At 36.3% G+C, this 25,136-nt stretch carries 20 protein-coding genes; 10 read left to right on the top strand and 10 right to left on the bottom strand.

Going from position 1 to position 25,136, the window contains the following annotated elements; all coding sequences use genetic code 11:
- Positions 1-203: 203 nt before the first annotated feature.
- Positions 204-1,019, bottom strand: a complete 816-nt coding sequence (locus Q0093_RS03590) for a DUF2807 domain-containing protein (RefSeq protein WP_297928470.1) — start codon at positions 1,017-1,019, stop codon at positions 204-206.
- An 893-nt stretch (positions 1,020-1,912) separates the two neighbouring features.
- On the opposite strand from Q0093_RS03590, the gene Q0093_RS03585 reads away from it, so the two are divergent.
- Both Q0093_RS03585 and Q0093_RS03580 read left to right on the top strand, forming a co-directional pair.
- Complete coding sequence (locus Q0093_RS03585; protein ID WP_294176528.1) at positions 1,913-2,386, top strand: DNA starvation/stationary phase protection protein; 474 nt, start codon at positions 1,913-1,915, stop codon at positions 2,384-2,386.
- Positions 2,387-3,003: 617 nt separating this feature from the next.
- Positions 3,004-5,310, top strand: coding sequence for a glycoside hydrolase family 2 protein (locus Q0093_RS03580; protein ID WP_297928469.1), 2,307 nt, complete (start codon positions 3,004-3,006; stop codon positions 5,308-5,310).
- A 67-nt stretch (positions 5,311-5,377) separates the two neighbouring features.
- Here Q0093_RS03580 and Q0093_RS03575 read toward each other — a convergent pair whose 3' ends face one another.
- The 4 genes from Q0093_RS03575 to Q0093_RS03560 all read right to left on the bottom strand — a co-directional run bounded on the left by Q0093_RS03575 (position 5,378) and on the right by Q0093_RS03560 (position 9,081).
- Positions 5,378-6,592: a sodium ion-translocating decarboxylase subunit beta gene (locus Q0093_RS03575; RefSeq protein WP_294176524.1), complete on the bottom strand. Its 1,215-nt coding sequence runs from the start codon at positions 6,590-6,592 to the stop codon at positions 5,378-5,380.
- Between the two features lie 9 nt (positions 6,593-6,601).
- On the bottom strand, positions 6,602-7,054 hold the full coding sequence (locus tag Q0093_RS03570) for a LapA family protein (protein WP_294176523.1): 453 nt from the start codon (positions 7,052-7,054) through the stop codon (positions 6,602-6,604).
- Positions 7,055-7,996: 942 nt separating this feature from the next.
- Complete coding sequence (locus Q0093_RS03565; RefSeq protein WP_297928468.1) at positions 7,997-8,356, bottom strand: thioredoxin domain-containing protein; 360 nt, start codon at positions 8,354-8,356, stop codon at positions 7,997-7,999.
- A gap of 20 nt (positions 8,357-8,376) precedes the next feature.
- Complete coding sequence (locus Q0093_RS03560) at positions 8,377-9,081, bottom strand: peroxiredoxin (RefSeq protein WP_297928467.1); 705 nt, start codon at positions 9,079-9,081, stop codon at positions 8,377-8,379.
- A gap of 115 nt (positions 9,082-9,196) precedes the next feature.
- Here Q0093_RS03560 and Q0093_RS03555 point away from each other — a divergent pair, with 115 nt between their 5' ends.
- Positions 9,197-10,120: a hydrogen peroxide-inducible genes activator gene (locus Q0093_RS03555; RefSeq protein WP_297928466.1), complete on the top strand. Its 924-nt coding sequence runs from the start codon at positions 9,197-9,199 to the stop codon at positions 10,118-10,120.
- Here Q0093_RS03555 and Q0093_RS03550 read toward each other — a convergent pair.
- Positions 10,115-10,720: a recombinase family protein gene (locus tag Q0093_RS03550; RefSeq protein WP_297928465.1), complete on the bottom strand. Its 606-nt coding sequence runs from the start codon at positions 10,718-10,720 to the stop codon at positions 10,115-10,117. The genes Q0093_RS03555 and Q0093_RS03550 overlap by 6 nt on opposite strands.
- Before the next feature lie 821 nt (positions 10,721-11,541).
- Here Q0093_RS03550 and Q0093_RS03545 point away from each other — a divergent pair.
- From Q0093_RS03545 to Q0093_RS03520, 6 genes are all read left to right on the top strand, one after another.
- A complete protein-coding gene (locus Q0093_RS03545) occupies positions 11,542-11,928 on the top strand; it encodes an START-like domain-containing protein (RefSeq protein WP_009319680.1) in 387 nt (128 codons plus the stop codon).
- Between the two features lie 199 nt (positions 11,929-12,127).
- Positions 12,128-14,038: an LptF/LptG family permease gene (locus Q0093_RS03540; protein ID WP_297928464.1), complete on the top strand. Its 1,911-nt coding sequence runs from the start codon at positions 12,128-12,130 to the stop codon at positions 14,036-14,038.
- A 71-nt stretch (positions 14,039-14,109) separates the two neighbouring features.
- Entirely contained in the window at positions 14,110-15,327 is a 1,218-nt protein-coding gene (locus Q0093_RS03535) for a bifunctional 3,4-dihydroxy-2-butanone-4-phosphate synthase/GTP cyclohydrolase II (protein WP_294176562.1), read from the top strand.
- Positions 15,328-15,500: 173 nt separating this feature from the next.
- A complete protein-coding gene (locus Q0093_RS03530) occupies positions 15,501-18,140 on the top strand; it encodes a DUF4118 domain-containing protein (RefSeq protein ID WP_297928463.1) in 2,640 nt (879 codons plus the stop codon).
- Positions 18,141-18,160: 20 nt separating this feature from the next.
- The gene (locus Q0093_RS03525) at positions 18,161-18,856 is read left to right on the top strand and encodes a response regulator (protein ID WP_297304080.1); all 696 of its coding nucleotides are present in this window, start codon (positions 18,161-18,163) and stop codon (positions 18,854-18,856) included.
- A 66-nt stretch (positions 18,857-18,922) separates the two neighbouring features.
- A complete protein-coding gene (locus tag Q0093_RS03520; RefSeq protein WP_294176565.1) occupies positions 18,923-19,534 on the top strand; it encodes an L-threonylcarbamoyladenylate synthase in 612 nt (203 codons plus the stop codon).
- Between the two features lie 489 nt (positions 19,535-20,023).
- On the opposite strand, the gene Q0093_RS03515 is transcribed toward Q0093_RS03520, so the two are convergent.
- Genes Q0093_RS03515 through Q0093_RS03500 form a run of 4 tightly spaced genes read right to left on the bottom strand, consistent with a single transcriptional unit; the run spans position 20,024 to position 23,941 of the window.
- A complete protein-coding gene (locus Q0093_RS03515; protein WP_294176567.1) occupies positions 20,024-21,178 on the bottom strand; it encodes a 1-acyl-sn-glycerol-3-phosphate acyltransferase in 1,155 nt (384 codons plus the stop codon).
- Between the two features lie 46 nt (positions 21,179-21,224).
- On the bottom strand, positions 21,225-22,211 hold the full coding sequence (locus Q0093_RS03510) for a D-alanine--D-alanine ligase (RefSeq protein ID WP_297928462.1): 987 nt from the start codon (positions 22,209-22,211) through the stop codon (positions 21,225-21,227).
- A 48-nt stretch (positions 22,212-22,259) separates the two neighbouring features.
- Complete coding sequence (locus tag Q0093_RS03505) at positions 22,260-23,330, bottom strand: RluA family pseudouridine synthase (protein ID WP_297928461.1); 1,071 nt, start codon at positions 23,328-23,330, stop codon at positions 22,260-22,262.
- Positions 23,330-23,941 carry a PASTA domain-containing protein gene (locus tag Q0093_RS03500; protein WP_297928460.1) on the bottom strand — a complete coding sequence of 204 codons (612 nt, stop codon included), beginning with the start codon at positions 23,939-23,941 and terminating at the stop codon, positions 23,330-23,332. The genes Q0093_RS03505 and Q0093_RS03500 overlap by 1 nt, the downstream gene beginning before the upstream one ends.
- A 236-nt stretch (positions 23,942-24,177) precedes the next feature.
- Here Q0093_RS03500 and Q0093_RS03495 point away from each other — a divergent pair, with 236 nt between their 5' ends.
- The gene (locus Q0093_RS03495) at positions 24,178-25,071 is read left to right on the top strand and encodes a hypothetical protein (protein ID WP_294176571.1); all 894 of its coding nucleotides are present in this window, start codon (positions 24,178-24,180) and stop codon (positions 25,069-25,071) included.
- Positions 25,072-25,136: the final 65 nt, after the last annotated feature.

Below are 25,136 nucleotides of genomic sequence, written 5' to 3'. Positions count from 1 at the left end.
ATAATCCAAATTCACCAAAAAACAACAATTTTGTATCATATATCAAGATAAATACATTTAATTACAATAATTACATAGAATCAAGCAAATAAAACTGACAAATTTTCAATTTTATACTCAAAATATTTAAATACCACTTCCTAAATCATTAAAAAGTGGTAAACTTTAGAAAGGACACATCTATATCTTCAAGAACAATAATTCTATTGGATTGCTTTGACATAAGATTTCCCGGAAGCACTAACATCTAATGTAGAAGGTGTTCCCCAATAATTGAGTTTAGAAACACCGGACATATCGGCTTTCAATACTTGAGATACCCTCACCTTACAATCAGAAACACCAGACATTCTACAATTTAGATTCTCAGTTTCTAATTTTCCTAAAAAACCTTTACTTACGCCTAACATTTCAAGAGATAAATCAACTGTTTTTCCATCTATTTTGGCTTCGGAAACTCCACTCAAACTCAAGGAAAGCTTTTTCGCTTCTAAAGACGTAATATCGACTTTAGAAACTCCACTGATATTCAGATCGATATCATGAACAAAAAGTTTTTCGAAATTAGACCTCGATACACCTGAGGCATTCAATTCAAATTTATCCCGATCGATGATTTCTCCGATAGAGGCCTGACATAAGCTACCGATATCCATTTTCTGCAATGACACGGGTATCTGTATTAATACTTTTACATCATCAGTAAACTCATAATTTTTCTCTGTATTAATCTTTAAGGTTTTATTTTTCATCTCAATGTTAAGTAATGATACCAAGTTTTCATGTCCTGAAACCTTCACATTATAGGTTTCCCCCTCCAAAACTTTTACTTTTATCGGAGCAAATAAAGACAGTTTGTCAAAACCGGAATGAGTCATCTCTTTCTCCACAATCTGCCCTCTCCCCGAAACCTTTTCATAATTAGATTTTTCCACAATTTTATCTTTTCCTCCTTTACAAATTACTATACATGATTGGCAGACCAAAAGCAGAAGGAAAAAGAATCCCAATTTTTTCATTTGTATTTCATTTAAAAGTTAATAATAATGTTATGATAAAGATAAACTATCGGAGACTATTTTAATATAATTTTTGGGTCAAAAAATAACAATTTTACACCGATAATATGTTTTTTAATAAACATAACCCAATAAAATTTTCTCGGGAGTCCGAGAACTTGTCTAAATTTTCCAATTAAAAAAACGTCTTTGCATTTCTTTTCAAACTGTTTTCAATCGTCAGATAGTTCTTGATCATTTTCATAAAAGTAGAAAAAACATCCTTGAAAGAAACTCTCAAAACTGACCGAGCAAAATTTAAATAAGCTAAGCTCTAAAAATGAGAATGTATATTTTAATATGCTCATAAATCATAAATAATTGTTTATAAATAGCCTCTTTCATCCATAAGATACAAAACAATGTTAAACAACATATTTTTTGTAGACAAAGCATGTTGTATAACACAAAAATACATTATATTTGCATTGTGTTTTTCATGGTATTAGATTTAAGGTTAACGAAGATTGGTTGTCGAGATGACAACCTTTTCTTTTTTTAATAGCCTCCTCTCTCTAAAATATTCGAACAGCCAAAATTTTACTAATTCTCAAATAGAGAAAAACCTCCTTCTTTTATCAAAGCATGAATACTCAAGAAACATTTATACAAAATCCGGTAAGCTTCAAAGGCCGGAGATAAGCTTTCGCAAGCTCTTACAGTAACCCTATTCCGGCTCAATAATCCTCACCACAACACTCTTTATCTAAAACAACACAAAATTCCAATTATCTTCTAACTCAGAAATATATTCATATTATCTATATCAATATATATAATATCAGTTTGATTTATAAAACATAACTTCTTACATTTGTACTAAACAATTAAATAAACCTCTAAAATAAAATGATATGAAAACTTTAGATTATATTCAATTAGACAAACAAAAAGTAGAAAATATAGTAAACGGATTGCAACAATTACTGGCAGATTTTCAAGTTTATTATACAAACCTAAGAGGTCTTCACTGGAATATTAAGGGACATTCTTTCTTTGTTTTACATAGTAAATTTGAAGATATGTATAACAGTGCCGCCGAAACAATTGATGAAATTGCCGAAAGAATATTGATGCTCGGCGGGATACCTCAACATCAATTCAGTAATTATCTACAAACTGCAAACATTAAAGAATCCGGTTATATAGATAGTGCTGATAAAGCTCTAAACAATATTGGGGAAACACTTAAAGTCCTCATTGCTGAAGAACGAAAACTTTTATCATTAGCATCCGAAACAAAAGATGAAGTAACAGTTTCCATGATGAGCGACTTACTCAAAGATCAAGAGAAAATGATATGGATGTTAAATGCTTACGCTTCGTAAAAGCCCATCTATTTTTTAGATAACCAAATCTGCAGAAAAAACGAATGTTTTTTCTGCAGATTTGGTTTAATAGAAGAATATAGATTAATCAGTGTAAACAAAATCAATAAAACCCAAAATAGAAAATTCAAATAGCTCGATTTTATTAAATAATGTTTATATGCAACATTTTATGCTCAAAAAGTATGTTTAATAACAGATTATGCATTATATTTGCATTGTGTTTTTCATGGTATTAGATTTAAGGTTAATGAAGATTGGTTGTCGTGAGACAACCTTTTTTATGTGTATATATTACATCTTATCTACGAAGTAATCGAACAATAAGTTCATAATCCTATTATCTAAGAGCTGCCTAAATTTTCCAATAAGAAAAATTATCAGGTATCTTTCAGTTTTTTTTCGATTTTTTTCCGTTTCCACTTGTCAGATAGCCCGCTATTCTCCTCGTAAAAACGAAAAATATCCTCAAAAGAAACTCTCAAATCTAACTCGTACAAAATTCAGACTGACTATTGACGTGATTTGTTTATATTTCTCTTTTTCTTAAAAAAGTATATACAAATACATGAATATCCTTATATTTGTAAAATATATTTACAACAAAATTCATAAGGATGACTAAAGAGAAAATGAAAGTTGTAAGGATGCTGACTATATGTTGCATTCTTACGTTTCTTTGTTCAGAACTACATGCCCAGTTCAAAACAAAAGAAGCACCGATTATGACAAAATGGGCAAAAGACGTGAATTCCGAGAAACCTCATCCGGAATATCCCCGTCCACAAATGACTCGCAACGAATGGATGAATCTCAACGGAGTATGGGAGTTTCAACGTTCCGCCGATTTAAACGAAAAGCCACCTTTCGGGAGAAAACTCACAGAAAACATTTTAGTACCCTTTCCCGTCGAGAGTGCCCTTTCCGGAATCATGGAACAACTGGACAAATTCTGGTACAGACGTACATTTGAAATTCCGTCCAAATGGAAAGGGAAAAAAATTCTAATCCATTTCGGAGCGGTCGATTATGAGGCAGAAGTATTTATCAACGGGAAGAAAATAGGGCTGCATAAAGGAGGATATCTGCCTTTCAGTTTTGACATAACAAATGCCGTAACAAACGGAAAAAATGAGCTCATAGTCCGTGTTTATGACCCGACAGATAAGGGAGGGCAACCACGAGGAAAACAAGACAGTATTCAAAAAGGCATCATGTACACACCGACAAGCGGAATATGGCAAACAGTATGGCTTGAACCGGTCTCCAAAACTTATATCAAAGATCTCAAAATCGTCCCCGATATAGATAAAAAAGAGGTCGAAGTTACTGTCTTGTCAAATACAAAAAATGCCAAAGTGCTCATCGAGCTCGCATCCGGAAAATTTCAAGGAAAAACCAATAGTCCTATAAAGATCAAAATTTCGAATCCAAAACTTTGGTCTCCTCAAAATCCTTACCTATATGATATTAATGTATCGATATTGGGAAATGACGGCAAACCGACGGATAAGGTCAATAGCTATTTCGGTATGCGAAAAATCTCCGTAGGAGAAATAAACGGGGTAAAGCGTCTATTCGTAAATAATGAGCCTGTTTTTATGAACGGTCCCCTCGATCAAGGATTCTGGCCCGATGGAATTTATACCGCACCCACAGACGAAGCTCTTCGCTTCGACATAGAAGAAACGATTAAAATGGGGTTCAATTTTACTCGCAAACACATAAAAGTAGAACCTGCTCGCTGGTATTACTGGTGCGACAAACTCGGACTTATGGTATGGCAAGATGCCCCCTCTTGCAATTCATATAGAGGCAGCCACAAAGATGAGCCCACTCCAGAAATCGATAAAAAGGCTTTTGAAACCGAACTTACAGGAATGGTAGATTTTCTTAAAAATTCTCCGTCTGTTATTATGTGGGTAATATTTAACGAAGGACAAGGGCAATTCGATACCGAACGTCTTGTGCAGGTCGTCAAAAAACAAGATCCCACCCGATTGATCAATGACGCAAGCGGAGGAAAATGGTCTTTTTCAGGAGACATATTGGATACGCATAGTTACCCTGCTCCTTCTTACCCCAAACCTAAAGTCGAGGATCAAGAAAAAGCTAAAGGGAAAGTGCTCGTTTGCGGTGAATTCGGTGGTATAGGGATGAAAGTTCCGGGACACATGTGGTTCGAAGGTAAAGGCAGCGGATATGCTAACGTAGATACATCAGAAGATCTTCTCTTCAAATACGCCGAACTTTATAATATGATTATCAAAATGCGAGAAGAAAACGGTCTCGCTGCCGTAGTTTATACAGAACTTACCGATATAATGACCGAAATCAACGGATTGTTCACGTATGACAGAATTGCTAAAGTCGATGCTTCTAAAATTGCAAAAATAAATACATTCCAATTTAAAATGCCGAATTTTAAAGAAATAGTCCCGACATCGGAAAAAGAAGCCCAAATCTGGAAATATAAATACGGTCCGAGAAAAGGAGCTTGGAACAAAGAGAATTTCGATGATTCAGATTGGGAAGAAGGCCTGGGAGCATTTGGAAATGCCGCCGGTAAAAAGGGAAATACCCCTTGGCCTGTCGCAGACGGCAAAATAAAAGATAATAAGGGCAGAACCATTACGGAAATCTGCATACGTCGCAAATTTACCATGCCTAAACTTTCTCAAGACGAAATATCCCGCCTTATGCTCAAGGTTATGCATGACGAAAATTTTGATGTATTTATCAACGGTGTTCTTGCTTGTAATGCCGGAAGAGCAAATAACGACTATGAATATTTTCCAATAAAGCCAGAGGCTTTAAAAGCTTTGAGAATCGGTAAAGAGAATCTTATTACCGCATATTGTAAAGATACCGGAGGCGGACGTTTTATCGACGTAGGCATATCTTTGCGAGATAAGATGGAATAGTAACAAATGACAAAAAACAGGATACGCTAATTGTTAGCGTATCCTGTTTTTACAGCAACAATCAAAACTATAAATATGGAATTATAGTTATATAAATCCCTGTAATAATAGCTGACGTTATTACACCTGAAATATTTGCGCCCAACGCATCTCCTAAAACAAAAGAATCGGGATTTTCTTTACTGACTATTTTTTGTGCGACTTTCGCCGTAGTAGGGACACAGCTTACAGCTGCAATTCCTATCACCGGATTATAATTCCCCCTCTTTATAAAGTACATTATATACCCTCCCAAAATACCACCGATACCAGACAACAACAAAGCCGTAATTCCCAAAACCAATAACTTTAATATTTTAGGGTCAAGTAATAATTTTGCATCACATAAAACTCCCAACAATAAACCGAGCATGAAAGTAGAACCATACAACAAAGGACCACTGACAAAATCATAGATGTGTTTCATTCCCGACTCACGTACAGCAACCCCTAAAAACAAAGAAAAGAAAAGAGGGGAAGCTACTGGGAACAAGAAACATAAAACAGCACATAATATCGCAGCGAATGCAAGTTTTACCTTAGCATCATAATTTTTAGGAGCTTTTTTAGTTGTCATTTTAATAGCACGTAACCGCTTGGGTATCATCAATTTTACAAGATAAGGATACCCACCATAAGTCAACCCTAAATACAAATAAGCGACTACCGTTATAGGAACAAAAAGATGTTTTGCCAACATTAAAGAGGTAAACAAAACCATAGGTCCGTCAGCACCACCGACCATCGCAACAGAAGCGCTTTCTTTAAAAGACAGCCCGAAAGCAGATGCAATGGGCAATGTCAAAAATGTTCCAAGTTCTGCACACAAAGCCAGAAATAAACTGGTAAATGGTTTCTGAAGTAAAAAACTAACATCCAACAAAGTTCCTATACCCATAAAAACAAAACATGCAATCAATCCATTACTGAACGTAAGGGTATATACCGGTTGCAGAAAATCTATTTGCATTGTATTCATCAAATCATCCGTATCCGAAAGCATCGGATCAAGAAATAAATTACCCAAAACCCCGTCGGGCATAAATAGCGTACCACAATTAATCGCAATCATCCCCAATCCCATCGGTATCATCACCATGGGTTCGAGAACACCTTTCCAACCCAAATAGACAAGTAAAAAACCGAGAAATATCAAAAATAATCGTGCCGCAGCCAGTATCCATCCTCCGGCTGCCATTGTTCCAAATCCTTGAAACAAAGTAAAAAAATCAATATTTTCCATAAGTATTTATTATCTGTTATCCTTCTTAGATGAGTCATTTTTTTTATTCAAACTACTTTCTTGTTCTTCCTTATATTGTTCATGTTTTTTAAAATACATCAACTGCGTATCTTCAGGATAATAATAATCTAACAAATCCATTTTAGAAGCACCATGACTGACTCCATGATAATATCCCGCTTTACGCACATCAGCAGGGTCTTCATTTATTCCCCGACTAAATTCTTCTCGCCTATCCCCATAAAATTTATAATTTTTCAAGGCTTCCTGTTCTACAAGCCGCGCAACTTTCTGATGCAATTTCCGTAATCTTCTCAAACGAATTATCACATCTTGATGAGAAGTATAAAAATCCATAGAATCTGCCCAAACGGCAATAAACTTTATCACTCCTGCAACAAAAAAACCTATTACAAAAGTAAGTGCTGCCATTTCCAACGTAGATAATAACAAATGTATCATAGCATATTAATAATTTAAAGTAAAGATATTACTATTCAGTGTATTATAAAGATAAAAGTTAATTTCAAGGATAATCTTCACGTGCAGCAAATCCATAAGTCAATCTGCAAATGCACAATCTACTGCAACTAAAAAGATCAGCTTCAAAAATATATTAAGAGCTTACCTAAATTTCGCACGGAATTTTTTTTGAGAGATGTTTTCGAGGATGTCTTTTGTTCCGACAAGAAACGTAGCAGGCTACATGACGTGTAGGGACAGAAAACAGACCAAAAGAAAATACAAAGAAGAGCTGACAGATTTTCTTTATTGAAAAATTTAAGTAAGTTCCTATAATAGATAAGAAACAGCTAAATCTGTATTTGCCTTAATGCATATACAAAAAAACGATATGAGGACTTAAACAAAATAAAATTAGAAAAGTCTGCAATCGATTTTTTATTATTAAATCCAGCATTTCTTGTAAGTAAGCGAAAATACTTAGGAGAAATAAATTTGATAACAGTGGGATTTTCTATCTTTCTGGAATAAGAGTACACGGGGAAAAATACTCCGCATATACCGGTATCTAATAACACGAAATGACTTTCAATATCAGCACGTCTATTCGAGTGAGATAGAGAATCATCGAGAAAAGACATGTTCGCAGCAGTACCTTGCTGCAAGACAGACACATCGGACATAAATCTGACTAAATGCTCCTCCGGATTATTATTTGACAACAATAAAAGAGTAACACAAAACAATATGCTTATCAGGTATTTTATCATAGTTACTACAAACTTAATAATAATATTTACATGATCAACAGTATCACATTTTTTATTTCGACAATAATACGATTTTATAGAATCATACTATAACAATAAAAAAAACCGATCGCATTTTGCTATTTGCAAAACGACCGGTTTTTAAAGAAATAAACCAACAAATAGATAAGATCTATTTCAACAGCAATTCTTCTATTTTATTTTTCAATTCATGTTTCGGAATCACTCCTGAAGTCATATACGGATCTCCTTTCAAAGGTGAGAACAATAAAGTCGGAACAGTACGAATACCAAAAATTTCAGACAATCTTTCTTCCTTATCTACATCTATTTTATAAATATATACCCGATCCTTATATTCCTCAGATAATTCTTCAAGAACAGGACTCAATGCCTTGCACGGACCACACCATGTAGCAAAAAAATCTATTAACGCAGGTTTACCTCCCTTATATTCCCATTGCGAGAAAATAGTTTCAAGATTTACTACCTTTTCTGAGAAATCTTTCTCACTCAAATGAATTACCGGCATAATTATACCTTTCTTTAAAATTACTTACCTAACTTACTTTCAACACTCTCTTTAGAAAGTTTTTTTGTACAGAAAAACCAATCATAACAATGAAGGTTCTCATCTTGGCTCTCCATCCGTTCTTTCGCAACGCCACACGATCCTGCAGTAGGAACAATAACATCATCTCCCGGACGCCAGTCTGCAGGAAGAGCGACGCCAAAATTATCTGCAGTCTGTAAACCAATAAGAACTCTCTTTATCTCATCGAAATTGCGTCCTAATGACAACGGATAATACATAATCGTACGAATAGTTCCTTGAGGATCGATAAAAAATACTGCACGGACAGCAGAAGTAGAGCTTTCACCGGGCTGAATCATTCCATAAAGTTTAGCCACATTCATCGTTATATCTTCGATAAGCGGAAACTTAATTTCAATATTTTTCATTCCCTTATAATCGATTTTATCCTTGATAGTACGAAGCCATGCGATATGGCTATATAAACCGTCAACAGAAAGTCCGACTAACTGACAATTTAAATCTTCAAATTCTTTTGACATTTTACCGAATGTCATAAATTCTGAAGTACACACCGGCGTAAAATCTGCCGGATGACTAAACAATATAATCCATTTTCCGGCATAATCCGACGGAAAATTAATTTTACCCTGAGTAGTTACAGCCTCAAAAGAGGGAGCTTTTTCACCGATTCTCGGCATTACGTTCACTTGATTTTCCATAATTATATCTATTTTTAAAATGAATATTTCTTTTATGTATGACAAAGATATGGTACGAATACACATAAATCAAACAGATATTATCTATCTTTGTATTTATAAAATCTATTAAAATATGACAATACAACAGATGGAGTATATTGTGGCGGTAAACAGATACCGACATTTTGTAAAGGCTTCTGAAGAATGCGGAGTTACACAACCCACTTTAAGTACAATGATACAAAAACTCGAGGAGGAGTTGAACGTAAAAATATTCGACCGCAACAAACATCCGATAGAACCTACAGAAACCGGAGAGCGAATCATCCGCCAAGCAGAAATCGCATTACACGAAATTCACAGAATAGAAGAGATGATTCACAACGAGACAAAAACCCTTTCTGGTAATATCAGAATCGGGATCATACCCACGATTGCTCCCTATCTAGTTCCTCAATTCATATCTATATTTAAAAAAGATTACCCGGATGTCGCTCTCTCCATTTCAGAAATGAAAACCGATAACATCATCTACAACCTCAAAAATTCATTATTGGATATGGCAATCGTTTCAACTCCTATCGACCAGAACGGTCTTTTGGAGATACCCATATACTATGAAAAATTCGTTGCATACTTCTCTCCCGATGAACCTCGCAAAAATACCGGTCTAAGCGCAACAGACATGCCGATGGAACACCTATGGGTACTTCAGGAAGGGCATTGTTTTAGGAAACAAATATTCAATTTTTGCGGTAAATCGTCAACTCACAATACAACCTACGAAGCCGGAAGTATAGAAACTTTAATCAGAATAGTTGATAGTAATGGCGGCTATACCGTTATTCCCGAACTTCATTTGCCTTTATTATCAGAAGCTCAAAAAGCGAATATCAAAGACATTACATCTCCACCTGCCATTCGTGAAATATCGATAATTATCCGTAACGACTATATCAAAGAACGAATCATCAATGCTGTAGCCGATACGATAAAAAAAATCATCCCGGAACACATGCTCGATGACCATTTAAAGAAATTCTCGATCAAACTATAATAAACCTCCATTTCTTCTGAAAGCATAAAAAGTATCTCGGCATATATTAAAATGCCGACATATATTAGAAATAGAGACTCCCTGCTGAAGCATTTCCCGTATCTGTTTTTTATGCTCCAAAAGAGATCTTTGTTTGTAATTATCTCCTTTTTTTCTTCCCAGCTGTACCCCTGCCGCTTTCCGAACAGCAAGAGCCTCACGTGTGCGCTGGGAAATAAGTTTATGCTCAATCTGTGCTGCCAATCCAAAAGCAAATGCCATTACCTGACTACTGATACTATCGTCAAACTCAAAACCATCTTTCGTACTATACAATAAAACCCCGGTATCCAAAAAATAGCCCAATATAGACATCACTTCATGAAGAGTTCTGCTTAATCGAGAAATTTCAGTAATGATAATAATATCACCCTTTTTCACCTTCCTCTTCAGTTTTCCTAAAGCCCTGAATTTCTCATTCTTTTTACCACTAACCACTTCTTTTATCCATACATCTATAACCAAGCCTTTGCGAGATGCAAATTTCTCGATTTCTTTCATCTGATTTTCCAAATGTTGCTTGCCAGTACTTACTCGCAGATATGCAAATACCATACTCATAAATAATTTGAGATTATAATAAAAACAACGCAACATATCTATAGTTCTATTTATAAGCCTCAGTATTCATAAAGAACCGGCTCAACTAAAAAATGTCGGTTAAGACGTTCGTCTTAATCGACATTTCACGCATAAAGGTAAAAATTTATCATAAAACAAGAAAACGTTTCTTTAAAATAATTATTATCAGTGAGTTGTAAGAATTATATAATTTACCAAGTAAAATATAATTATTTAAATAACAAGACATTATGAATACAAATTTAACGAACGATTAAATCGACACTTATAATTTTACACAAATAAAATTAAACCAAATCTTTAAAATAAGTCAAATTGTAATGAAGTAAAAAAGAAGTTCATACGATGGATATAAAAAAATGGCTATTCAGAACAAATGAAGAGGGATATATTAACCGAGAAAATGAAAAACTCGAAAATATACTGATGATCATTTTCTTTGCCGTTGTACTGATAATCTTTATTATCTTAATAATCTATTCTTTTTCTCAGCCATCTCAAGAAACAGACATAATACTCCCGATATAAGAGATAATAATCTCCGGCAACTATAACACACACCTAAGCTAATATCACGATGGGAATCGGGATATTTAAACATAGACTTTTAATTTTCTACTTTAAAGCCGGAGATTATTTAATATCAATCTAACTCTATACCATACACTTTTTCAAAACCATGATAATTAGGCAGAAAAAAACCGTATTTTCAAAAAAACAGAATAAAAAAAACAGAAATTCATGTCGGATAAAAATTTATTTATATATTAGCCATCAAAACACTCATAAATCTAATGCACATGAATAAGGAAAAATACATTATCGAGTACAGTCTGAACAATGTATCCCCTTCTGTTCTATGGACATATGTAGGTACTGTCAACGGACTGGCAGATTGGTTTGCAGATACTGTTACTGCAGACGGAAAAGAATATACGTTCTTTTGGAATAAAATGCCTCAAACTGCTCATCAGATCGGATATCGTTCTGGAGTATTTATCCGATTTCGTTGGGATGAAGAAGATGTCGATACGAAATCATATTTTGAATTCCGCATCAATGTAATAGAATTGACAGGGGATGTTATTCTCGAAATTACCGATTATGCCTATCCTGATGAAAAAAGGGATAGTATCGATTTGTGGAACAGACAAATATCTTCTCTCAGACAACGGCTGGGAGCATAAAAAGATTTAAATTATACAGAATATCTGTGTCATGTGCTCTCCAGATATTCTGTATAATATACGTAACTTAATTAAAAGTATCTTTCTGCATTTTATTCACAAGTGCTTTTTCGAAGTATTTACAATAAATGGTTTTTATGAATGCTTAATATCCTAAATTCGTTTTTTTGCACTACTTTTGCGACACAAAGTTAAAAGTATGTTTCGTATCAAAAGATTATATCTCTTTATCTTACAAACATTCTTGCCCTTGTTTCTAATGACATTCTTCATTTGCTTGTTCATTATTCTTATGCAATTTTTATGGAGATATGTCGATGAACTGGTCGGGAAAGGAATAGAGATGTCTGTACTTGCCGAATTATTCTTTTATGCAGCAGTGTCTATGGTACCGATGTCGCTTCCGTTAGCATTATTGCTGGCATCTTTAATGACTTTCGGAAATTTAGGTGAACGACTCGAATTGTTGGCAATAAAAGCAGCCGGAGTATCGCTTCTGCATGTCATGCGTCCTTTAGTCATAGTAGTTGCCCTGATAGCTGTCGGAGCTTTCTTTTTTCAAAATGACATACTTCCGAAAGCTCAGGTAAAAATGTACACTCTACTCTACTCGATACGGCAAAAGTCTCCTGAATTGGACATCCCCGAAGGAGTTTTTTACGATCAGATCAACGGATATAACCTTTATGTCAAAGAAAAAGACAGAAAAACCGGGATGATGAGAGATCTGATGATCTATGATTTATCAGGCGGTTTCGATAACGCAATGGTCATTCTGGCCGATTCAGGAAAACTCAAATTGACCGAAGACAAACAATACTTATTCCTTACTTTATACAGCGGCGAATCTTTTGAAAATCTGAAAAGTCAAAGAACAGCTGTAAATAGCGTTCCTTATCGGCGTGAAACTTTTTCGACAAAAGAAATCTTAATACCATTTGATGCCGGATTTAACCGTATGGATGACGGAGTAATGCAAAATCAATACATCGGTAAAGACATGCACGAACTGCGAACTTCTATCGACTCCATGACCTTAAGAATGGATAGTATCGGCAACAGTTTCGGAAAAGAACTTACGAACTCCGGATATTTCACGTTGTATAACAATGAACGACGAGACAGTACTTATAAAGAACGATCTGCAACTGCAACCATAAATATAGACAGCATATACGCATCGGCATCTTTACAACAAAGAGAATCTATGCTGAACCGTGCTGTTTCAAGAGCCGAAACCGTACGTCAAGACTACGAATATAAAAGTATGCTTTCTGACGGAGACCAACGGATCATTCGTCGTCATGAAATGGAAATGCACAAAAAATTCACTCTTTCTTTTGCATGCCTGATTTTTTTCTTTATCGGAGCTCCCTTAGGTGCAATCATCCGGAAAGGCGGGTTGGGAACTCCAGTTGTCGTATCGGTATTATTATTTATATTTTACTACATCATAGACAACTCCGGATATAAAATGGCGAGAGATGGCCGTTGGGAAGTATGGGAAGGTATGTGGTTAAGTTCTGCAGTATTACTGCCGTTAGGTATCTTCCTCACCTATAAAGCCGTCAACGATGCAGATGTTTTCAATAAAGACCTTTATATGAACTTCATTTATAAACTGATCGGTAAAAAAGAAACTCGCCATATTACCATGAAAGAAGTAATAATAGATGAAGTCGATGTAAATGAAGCAGAAAAACGAGTAGAACAAATAGGTATTCTCTGTGACCGGATGCAAAAAAATACCGGTAAGAAACGACAATCTTACTATCAGTACTGGACGCAAGGTTACGATAAACATTTACTTCGTTCTCTAAAAACAGAAGTTGACAATTGGGTAGAATATGCTCAGAATACTCGATCTCAAATATTAATAAGTAAACTGATAAATTATCCTGTTCTCCGCATGCTGCTACTATACCAGCCATGTCGAATACGATGGATAGGAATTGTCATGACCGTTTTATTTCCCATATCCATACCTATATATTTGGTCGGTTGCTGGGAACAACACCGATTAAGGCAAGAATTACAAACTATACAAAAAACAAATCAAGAAGTTCTTGCTATTATACGAGAAACTGAGCAAAAATCCGAAACTCAATAATTTAAGAATTTCCTTTTTTCGAATTTACCCATTCCGGTGTCTGTTCATCCGGAATACTAAATACAAAGATTATGAATGAAATAAAACTGAATACGATAGAAGAAGCGATAGAAGATTTTCGGGAGGGAAAATTTATTATCGTTGTCGATGATGAAGACCGGGAAAATGAAGGAGATTTCATTATTGCAGCAGAAAAAATAACTCCGGAAAAGGTTAATTTCATGCTCACCCATGGACGTGGAGTATTATGTGCCCCGATAACGGAAGAGCGGTGTGAAGAGTTAGATCTGAACATGCAGGTTGCAAACAATACATCGATACATGAAACCCCTTTTACCATAACGGTGGATAAATTAGGAGGCGGATGCACAACAGGCGTTTCTATGTTCGACCGGGCTGAAACAATCCGTGCATTAGCCGATCCGAAAACAAAGCCGTCAGATTTAGGACGTCCGGGACACGTAAACCCTCTTCGTGCCCGCTCCAGAGGAGTATTGCGCAGATCCGGACATACTGAAGCTGCCGTAGATTTAGCTCGTTTGGCAGGTTTGTACCCGGCAGGGGCATTGATAGAGATCATTAATGAAGACGGAACAATGGCTCGTCTCCCTCAATTGATGGAGGTCTCCCGAAAATTCGGTATCAAGATCATCTGTATCAAAGACCTCATCGCTTATCGCTTAAAGGAAGAATCGATTGTCGAAAAAGGTGTAGAGGTAAATATGCCTACGGCATACGGACATTTCAGATTAATTCCATTCAGACAAGTTTCCAACGGACTCGAACACATCGCCCTTATAAAAGGCGAATGGAAACCGGACGAACCGATATTGGTACGAGTTCATTCGTCCTGCATGACGGGAGATATATTCGGTTCGAAACGGTGCGAATGTGGAGAACAATTGCACAAAGCGATGAAAATGATCGAAAAAGAAGGAAAAGGCGTCATCGTATATATGAATCAAGAAGGCAGAGGTATAGGCCTTATGAATAAAATGAAAGCTTATAAATTACAAGAAGAAGGTTTAGATACGGTAGATGCTAATCTTCATCTCGGATTCAAAGCCGATGAACGAGATTATGGCGTAGGGGCTAATATACTCCGCGAATTAGGAGTCCGTAAAATGAAATTAATGACCAACAATCCTGTAAAACGCATCGGATTAAAAGGTTATGGACTGGAGATCGTGGAAAATGTACCGATCGAAGTAGAACCGAACCCGTATAATATGTTCTATATGAAAACAAAAAAAGAACGTATGGGACACGACCTGCATAAAATAGAATAAAGTTGCTAAAGAATCACATATCAACGGCGGCATCTATTTTTTATAGATACCGCCGTTGATATTTCTTTACCGGAAAATTTAAACAGATACTACAATTTCCCTCTTTATTATTTTGAGAGATCAAAGATCTTTTTTTATTTTGTTAAACATTCCGATATAAAACATACTTTCCTATGAATAAAGTTTTTCGGTTCAAACCTCAAAAGAGAGTCAGCTTACTCAATCCCGAGCGAAAAACAAAAGGACAATTGACCTTGTTCTTCGGAATGTGTATGGGTATAGGCAAAACCCACTTAATGCTACAAGAAGGAATCCAATTGATAAATGACGGCTTCGATGTTGTCTTAGCAAATTATAACTCGCACGGAAATGAGGAAATAGAACGATTAGCTGCACAGATAGAACAAATCCCATCGAAAAAGAATGGAGAAATAAATCTCGATTATATAATCAAACGCGATCCTCAAATCGTTTTGATAGATGAAATGGCTCATCAAAATCCCGATGGCAGCCGACACAAACATCGACATCAAGATATTGAAGAACTGCTTGACGACGGAATACACGTATATACAACTCTAAGCGTGTTACAATTGGAAAGCAAGGCTTACTCTGTTCAAGAAAATACCGAGTATTACACTACATACACCGTTCCGGATATTTTATTCGAACTGGCAGAAAAGGTTCATTATATAGACGCATCTCCTCAAGAAATAGCAAAACGATTTCTCGACAAAAGTATTTATCTCGACCAACATTTAGGAGAACATTATCGAAAAGCATTTTTTTCGATCAAGAACCTTCATTTATTACAACGCCTTTGCAAACAAATGATGGCATTCCGCCGGAATGAAAAACAACGCCAGTATCTTTATGAGCACCATATGCAGGAAGACACTATTACCGGAGTAAAATTATTGATCTCCATTAATGAAAGTCCACATATGGAAAGCTTTATCCGAAGATCTAAAAACCTATCCTATACCTTAGGTGTTCCTCTCTATGCCGTATATTTTGACTCTACCGGAAGATTGTCAAATAAAGAGCAGGAACAACTCAACAAAAATATCAGCATGGCCTATCGGTTAGGAGTATTTGTTATCCGATCAACAGGAGAAAGCTGGGTATCGAGCATGCTGGATGTAATTCGTATCGAAAAAATAACACATTTAATTTTCGAGAGACTTCCGAATGAAAAATATATAAAGCGAATTTTCAGACGAAGCGAACTGGATCGTCTTATCTCTAAATGTAAAAATCTCGACATCTATATTCTTTCGAATGAAAGTATCCTCGAACGAAAAAAGAAATTTTTCAGAATCAATACATCCGGTTTCAAAACTTCTGTCGGTAATTATATTAAATCGGCAGCAATAACATTGTCTGCAGTCGCGATGTTAAGTCCATTCGTGGGAATGGTAAGCGAAGTGTCCTCTGGGTACATATTTCTTATCATTCTCGCATTACAATCTATCTATTTTTCGACCGGACCGATTCTCTTATCTGCTTTACTTAGTGCGAGCATATACGACATATTTTTTACGATTCCTTACGGTACTCCGTCCCTTTCTTCTCCCGACGACTGGTTACAATTTTTTATGTTTCTCGCAATTCCGTTTATCAATATTATGCTGGCCACCCGATTAAGAAAACAAGAACAACAAAGCCGCAAAAGAGAACAGATATCAAATGCCATGTTCAACTTTTCGAAACATCTCAGTACTGCCAGCGGAATTAATTCTATTCTCGAAATATCAGCAAAAGCAATCAACGACAGTTTTAAACTGAAATGCGCATTTATTCTAAAAAACAACAAAGGAGGGTTAAGCAATTCCACCTCACCTCATAGTAATTTCTCGCTTACCAGTAACGAATTTAAAGTAGCACAATGGGTATTCGACAAACGTAAACAGGCCGGTAAATCAACAGAAAATTATATGTATGAAGAACATACATTTTATCCGCTTAACAGCCTTAAAATGAGAATGGGTGTCGTCGTTCTCGAATTTAAAAAATTATTCGATGCCGAAGAAGAACTCTTGTGGCTTACGTTGAAAAGGCAAATCTCAAATGCACTTGAACGGGAATATTTGAACGATATGGCCAGACAAGCCTCTGTATTAAGCGAATCAGACCGATTGTATAAAACTCTTTTCAACTCTATATCTCATGAATTACGTATTCCGGTAACCTCGATTCTTTCTGCCTCTGAAACTTTGAAAGAGATAGAACAAGGTATCAGCAAGGATATAGGAGAAGAAATTTATATGGCTGCCCAAAGACTGCACCGGCTTATCGAGAATCTACTCAGTATGTCGAGATTAGATTCCGGCAGGCTTTCTCCTCGTTTCGACTGGTACGATGTGCATGATCTTGTAAATTCGGTAACCGGGTTACTCAAAAACGAACTAAAAGAATATGATCTTTCTATAAATATTCCGGACGATATGCCTTTGGTACGCATCGATTTCGGACTCATCGAACAGGTGATGTACAATTTATTATACAATATCACAGTATATGTCCCGTCCCATACATTGATCGAATTAGATTTCCAGCACGACGGAACAAATTTCTGCATATCTATTACCGACTACGGGAAAGGATTTGCAGACAAAGATTTACCCTACATCTTCAACAAATTCTACCGGGGTGAATCGGGAATTACAGGAGGATCGGGTCTCGGATTATCCATTGTCAAAGGATACATAGATATCCACAAAGGTCAGGTAGAAGCCAGTAATGTTATCGGAAAAGGAGCAAATATTTTTATCCGTATTCCCAGTATGTTACCTTTGATAGATAATTTTTGATTTTTACTAATACATATAATATGAACAATAACAGCATCCTGATTATTGACGACGAAGTACAGATACGACGCTTATTGAGCATTACTCTGGAAATGAGCAAATATAAAGTATTGGTCGCCTCTAATGCCAAAGAAGGATTAATGGCCGCCGCCATGCATTCTCCGACATTGATCATTCTCGATCTCGGGTTACCAGATGAAGATGGACAATCTGTTTTGCGAAAACTACGAGAGTGGTATAAAAATCCCATTATCATTTTATCTGCCCGCACGCATGAAGAAGAGATTGTAAAAGCCCTTGACTCCGGAGCGAATGATTATCTGACCAAACCGTTTCATAATGGCGAGCTATTAGCCCGCATCCGGTCGGCAATACGTTCTATTCGGGAAGAAAAAGACCAATCGGCAATTCTCTCATTCGGCGATTTAACCATAGATATGCTAAACCATTGCGTAAAAAAGAAAAACGAAATCATAAAATTGACAAGTACCGAATTTTCGATATTGTCTCTAATGGCACAAAATGCGGGGAAAGTCCTTACTCATCAATATTTGTTAAAAGAAGTATGGGGTGTAGCCTATCAGAGCCAACCCCAATATTTACGAGTATTTATAGCTCAATTAAGAAAAAAGATCGAAAACGATCCTTCTTTCCCGGCATTTATTCTTACCGAATCAGGAATAGGATATCGCTTCAGTGAACAGACAGAGAGATAAACAATCCCTTATAAACCTTTGTTTCCAATCACGGTCAGTAATAAACAATATATATACAGTTTTATCATGGAAGTTATCAGAATATATCCGGAAAACCCGAATCCAAAAGAAATAAACAAAGTGGTTAATGTCCTCAAAGAAGGAGGACTGATAGTATATCCGACAGACACTGTATATGCAATCGGATGTGACGCTCTTAATGTTCGTGCCGTTGAGCGAATATGCCGCCTAAAAGGTATTAATCCTCAAAAAGTCAATCTATCGATCATTTGTTATGATCTCAGCAATATCAGTCAATACGCTAAAGTAAACAACGAGCATTTCAAATTGATGAAAAAAAATCTACCGGGTCCGTTTACATTCATACTGCCTACTCACTCCAATCTTCCTAAGATTTACAAAAACCGTAAAACAGTGGGGATTCGTGTCCCTGACAATTCTATAATTCGGGAAATCGTACATCAGTTGGAAAATCCGGTACTAACAACTTCAGTACGTGATGAAGACGAGATTCTGGAATATACTACCGATCCCGAACTCATTGCAGAAAAATATGAAAATGACGTCGATATTGTCATCAATGGGGGATATGGGGGCATAGAGGCTTCTACTATTGTAGATTGTAGCGAAGACGATGCATTCATCGTCCGTGAAGGAAAAGGGAAATTGATTTGGTAACCCAATGATACTTAACCTTTAAATTCTGTTTAAAGTTTCCGATAAAATAATCCGGACAAACACTTAGAGCCTGTTTAAATTTTACTGGATCAGTTTTGAGAGTTTCTTTCGAGGATGTTTTTCTGATTTTACGAGGAGGATATCAGGCTATCTTCCTCGTAAAAAATCAGAAAAATATTTTCAAAAACAAAAGACTTCGATTGACATCGAAGCCCTTTGTATAAGAAGTTTTTCAGATCCGAAGCCGGAAGTCAATTCACTATTCTTCATAAGGTGTCTAAGAGTAAATAAAATAACATGCTTTGATGGATTCACATCCTAAAACAATTACTTTTCCAAAACCTCAGACCTGAAAAACTATATTATAATTATAATTTATGTGCATCTCTATGCTTATGTCGCTAATATGTTTTTTCAGAACATATCTTATTGTGCAAAAATAGTCATTTTATATGACGAAATAAAATTTAATACTAAATATTTTTTATATCAAAGATCAACACCCGTAGCTATTAATTTATTTTTCAATGGATTAGAATACATTTCAAGCATCCTTTCAAGAAGAAACGCCTCATCTTTCTGCGGTAAATCGATCTTATCTAACTGTGTCTGCATATAATCCATAAAACGACGTTTCTCTTCAGCGGAATAATTTTTTGAAAAACGATCTGTATGATACAACTCGTCATAAGCGACATAATTACCCGAATAAATCATGTAATTTGAATGAATTGCCTTATCAATAATACGGGTTATACAATGCAACACATCCGATTTTTCACAACAATCTTCCAATTTTTCTAATTCTCCGTTAATAACCGGCGATAGATGAAAATGAATATGTCCTTTATAACCGGATATCCCCGTTTCCATACTGAAAAGATCATCCTGAGGTTGTTTCTTGTAATCAGGATTATCCCGTTTCATCTGATACTCTTTTGCTTTTAAATAGTCACAAGGATCATATTCATAAGATATAGAAACCGGAACAATATTCAACCCCATAATATTCGTACGCATATCGCTTCCACCTCCGAGATTCAGCATTTTGATAACGCTTTCCTGCGTTTGGTCCTCAGAATTTTTAGAACGACCCTCACGTTGGGCAATCCATAAAGACTGGTGTTTTATCTTAATTGCGAAATTAATATAATTAGATAACCGACGAGAAACCTCAAGCATGCGTCGACGAGGGACATTACGGTTTACGATAACGCTTTTATTTACCCGTACCAAATCTGAAATCCACGGATACACCAATAAATTATCTCCGATCGCCACTTCACTGGTTTCAAATCCATGAGCATCGAGCATCATGTTCAGGAAAGAGGCATCTAAAACTATATCTCGATGATTTGACATATAGGTATAATTACCTGACGGAGACAAATTTTCAAGTCCACTCGCATCCACTCCTGAAGTAGAGCGTCTCGCCAAATCGATTAATACAGGAATAGCCAATCGTTTTTGAAATTCTCTTTTAGTAGTACATTCTTCCATTTGGCGACAGAATGCATCAACATCAGGAACAACAAATTTTAAAGCATGCCGAAACTTTTCTTCTTTTGTGAGCGACCTGATAATGTCAGGAATCTCCTCGTCATAAAAAGGACGTATCTCGTCAAAATCAAATAGTTGTCTCATAACTTTATCATTTTACAGATCATAACAGAGCTCTTCATAAGAATCGTTATCTACACGACATTTCGTTTTCAATAATCTCCGACAAAACACATTTCATCTCCATACCGGCAGCTTTTACCTGCTGAGGAATAAAACTGGTTTCGGTCATGCCCGGAGTCGTATTTACTTCTAACAAATAGGGTTCTTCACCTACGATAATATAATCGACACGGATAATACCTTTACAACCCAATATATCGTAAATAAGAGACGTACGTTCCTGTACCTTGGCTGTCATTTCCTCAGACAAACGGGCAGGAGTAATCTCTTCCGCTTTGCAAGCTGTATATTTGGCTTCATAATCAAAGAACTCATTTTTGCTTATGACTTCCGTAACAGGGAGTACAACATCCCGTTTCCGGGTTTTATAACAGCCGCAAGTGATTTCCGTTCCTGCCATAAAAGCTTCGATAATAACTTCTTTTCCTTCATCAAAAGCTTTCTTTATAGCCGGTTGTATTTCCCCTTCAATCTTTACTTTTGTAGCTCCGCAACTCGATCCGCCGACATTAGGCTTTATAAAACAAGGCAAGCCGACCTGCTCTACTACCTCCTGATCAGAAATCGACTGTCCGTTCCGCAATACGATAGAGTGTGCAATAGGAATTCCGAATGCTTGCAGATACCGATTACAAACAAACTTGTTGAATGTCATGGCCGAAACCAGAGTATCACAGGTTGAATAAGGCAAACCTATCATATCTAAATAACCTTGTATCCGCCCATCTTCGCCGGGAGTCCCATGTATCGTAATATAGACAAAATCAAAATGGCGAATCCGGTCTCCTTCGACAAAACTAAAATCATTTTTATCTATTTCAGAAGTTTCCCCACCAGGTAACTCAACGAACCATTCGTCACGGGTTAATTTTACAATATATATGTCGTAACGGTCCTTATCCATAAAAGAATAAAGCCCTTGCGCACTTCTTAACGAGACCGGAAACTCCGAAGAATATCCACCGGCTACAATAGCAATTCTACGCTTATCCATGTTTATAGCAATAAATATACTTAAAATATTTTATATAACGATCTTTATTCAATCAATTTCTCTATTCTGCATGTACGAACGCCATTTTTCGATCAACAAGCTCATATCCTCCGGTATTTCCGAATCAAAAAACATCTCTTTTCCCGTAACCGGATGCACAAAACCCAAAGTTTTAGCATGCAGAGCATGACGGGGACAAATATCAAAACAATTTTGAACGAACTGCTTATACTTGGCAAAAGTCGTTCCCTTAAGCACCTCATTCCCCCCATACCGTGCATCATTAAATAATGTATGACCGATATATTTCATATGTACCCGTATCTGGTGTGTTCGTCCGGTCTCCAGCCGACATTCTACAAGAGACACATATCCCAAACGCTCGAGAGTCGTATAATGAGTTACGGCATGCTTGCCATAATCGCCTTCAGGGAACACGGTCATTTGTAAACGATCTTTCAAACTACGGCCTATATTTCCTTCGATCCGGCCTTCGTTTTCCTCCATTCTTCCCCATACCAGTGCGACATACTTACGTTTTGTCGTTTTATTAAAAAATTGCAATCCTAAATTCGTTTTGGCTTCAGGCGTTTTGGCAATTACCAACAAACCTGAAGTATCTTTATCGATACGATGCACCAACCCTAAACGAGGATCAGAAACATCGAACAAAGGATCATTTCTGAAATAATATGCCAATGCATTGACTAATGTTCCCGAATAATTGCCATGTCCCGGATGCACGACAAGTCCTGCCGGCTTATTTACAACCAACACCTCTTTATCTTCATATACAATATTAAGGGGAATATTTTCAGGTATGATTTCCGATTCGTAACGAGGCCTGTCCATCACAACCGAAACGACATCCAACGGTTTTACTCGATAATTAGACTTCACCGGAATCCCGTTTACTAATATGCAATTAGCTTCAGCAGCCTGCTGAATTCGGTTTCTCGAAGCATTCTCGATGCGAGCTACCAAAAACTTATCGACCCGTAATAAATTCTGACCTTTGTCTGCAACAAACTTAAAATGCTCATACATAGCCGGAATTTCTTCATCTCCCGTCTCCAGTTCTTCACAGTCGGTCTCTATGTCCGTGAGTTTCTCATCCATTATTCCATCCACTCCTCTCCCACAGAATCTTCATTTATAATAACAGAGTCTTCGATAATCTCCGCAGTCCCGTTTCCAACAAATAATTTCAATCGGGAAGATACGGGCAATTTCAACCCTCTCTCTACAGATACTCCATTATAAACGACATCCAACACAAGATCTTTATATTCCGAAGCTACATATTCGATCTCCGGTTGCGAAAGGCCTATCCCTTCGAGAATAGCAACAGCTTGGCGATATGACATATCTCGAACATCCGGTACTGTAACTTTTCTGGGAAGATTGGAGTTTATCGTCAGAAAAACAATTCTATTTTCTTTAACGGGAGAATTTTCCTGAGGTATTTGTTCCACAACTGCACCTCGAGGAATATTATCTACATACACCGAATCGATGACTTCACTGCGTAATCCGTGACGAGTAAAAAGAGCTTTTGCATCCTCAACCTGCATACGCTTAACATCAGGAACCATTACCGACTCCCCATGTCGGGTATAAATATCCAAACTGTGCAATACGATCCAAATCAATACCACAACAACTAATCCGATAAAAATCAAATGTTTAAGAATCGGATGATTTTTAAAAAACAGAATGATTTTTTTCACTGCTTTTCAATTATACATATTAGAATTGGCAAAGATAGATATTTTGATCGGTTTTCCAACCAAGCTGATTTATTTTAATAATCAGACATCAAAACCTTCACGAAGCAAGGAATTTCCGATTCATAACTTAAAAAATCTAATATGGTTGATTTTTGCTTCCAAAACGTTTACCTTTGCACTGAATATCTCTTTATGGAGAATACAAAATATTCTAATCTGAAAATACTTTTTCAAATATGAAAAAAGGATCTGTCATATGGATTATAGCATGCGCTGTTCTTGTTGTTATTTTGGTAATCGCCGCATATTTTATTTACTCGCAAAAGAAAGAGATGGAAGATTTCAAAACGCAAGTTGAAATCGAAAACGAACGGAAAGAACTTGAAAAAGAATATGCCGACCTTGCATTTCAATATGACCAATATGAAGGTGGGAAAATATTATTGAATAACGACTCTTTAGTGCAAAAGCTGGATGCTGAAAAAATGAAAGTCCAACGCTTGCTCGAAGAGCTTCGTACCGTTAAAGCTACCGATGCCGCACGCATCAACGAACTGAAAAAAGAATTGGCTACATTACGAAGCGTAATGCGTAACTATATTATACAAATCGACTCTTTAAACTCTCTCAATAAAAGGTTGATGGAAGAAAACAAAACTGTTACCAGTAAATATCAAGCTGTAGCCCAAACTGCTTCCCAACTACAAAAAGACAAAGAACAACTCAGCCATAAAGTTACATTAGCATCAAAATTAGATGCGGTCGGAATCACAGTTACTCCGATCAACAAAAGAGGCAAAGAGACTAACAAAATCAGCAAAACCGAGCAAATAAAGGTGTGTTTTACCATTGCAAAAAACGTAACGGCAGAAGTCGGCGAGAAATATATTTATCTCCGAATTATGAAACCGGATGGAGATATTCTGGTGAAGAGTCGGGCAGACCTATTCCATTATGAAGATAAAGAAATAAACTTTTCCACCCGTAAACTTATAGAATATGACGGCGAAGAGATGAATTTATGCCTTTATTGGAATGTTGAAGAATTTTTATATCCGGGCGATTACCGAGTCGATATCTTTGCCGATAATTATATGATCGGAAGCAAATCATTTAATTTGGAAAAATAACAATAGATCAAGAACCAGTCAATAAAATATTGTAGAACTGTTGCCGAAATATATATCTTAATCCG

It is taken from the genome of uncultured Coprobacter sp., assembly GCF_947855755.1.
In the GTDB taxonomy this organism is placed as follows: Bacteria; Bacteroidota; Bacteroidia; order Bacteroidales; family Coprobacteraceae; genus Coprobacter.
The sequence above is the reverse complement of the archived record's forward strand: the minus strand, read 5'-3'. Positions and strand labels throughout refer to the sequence as shown.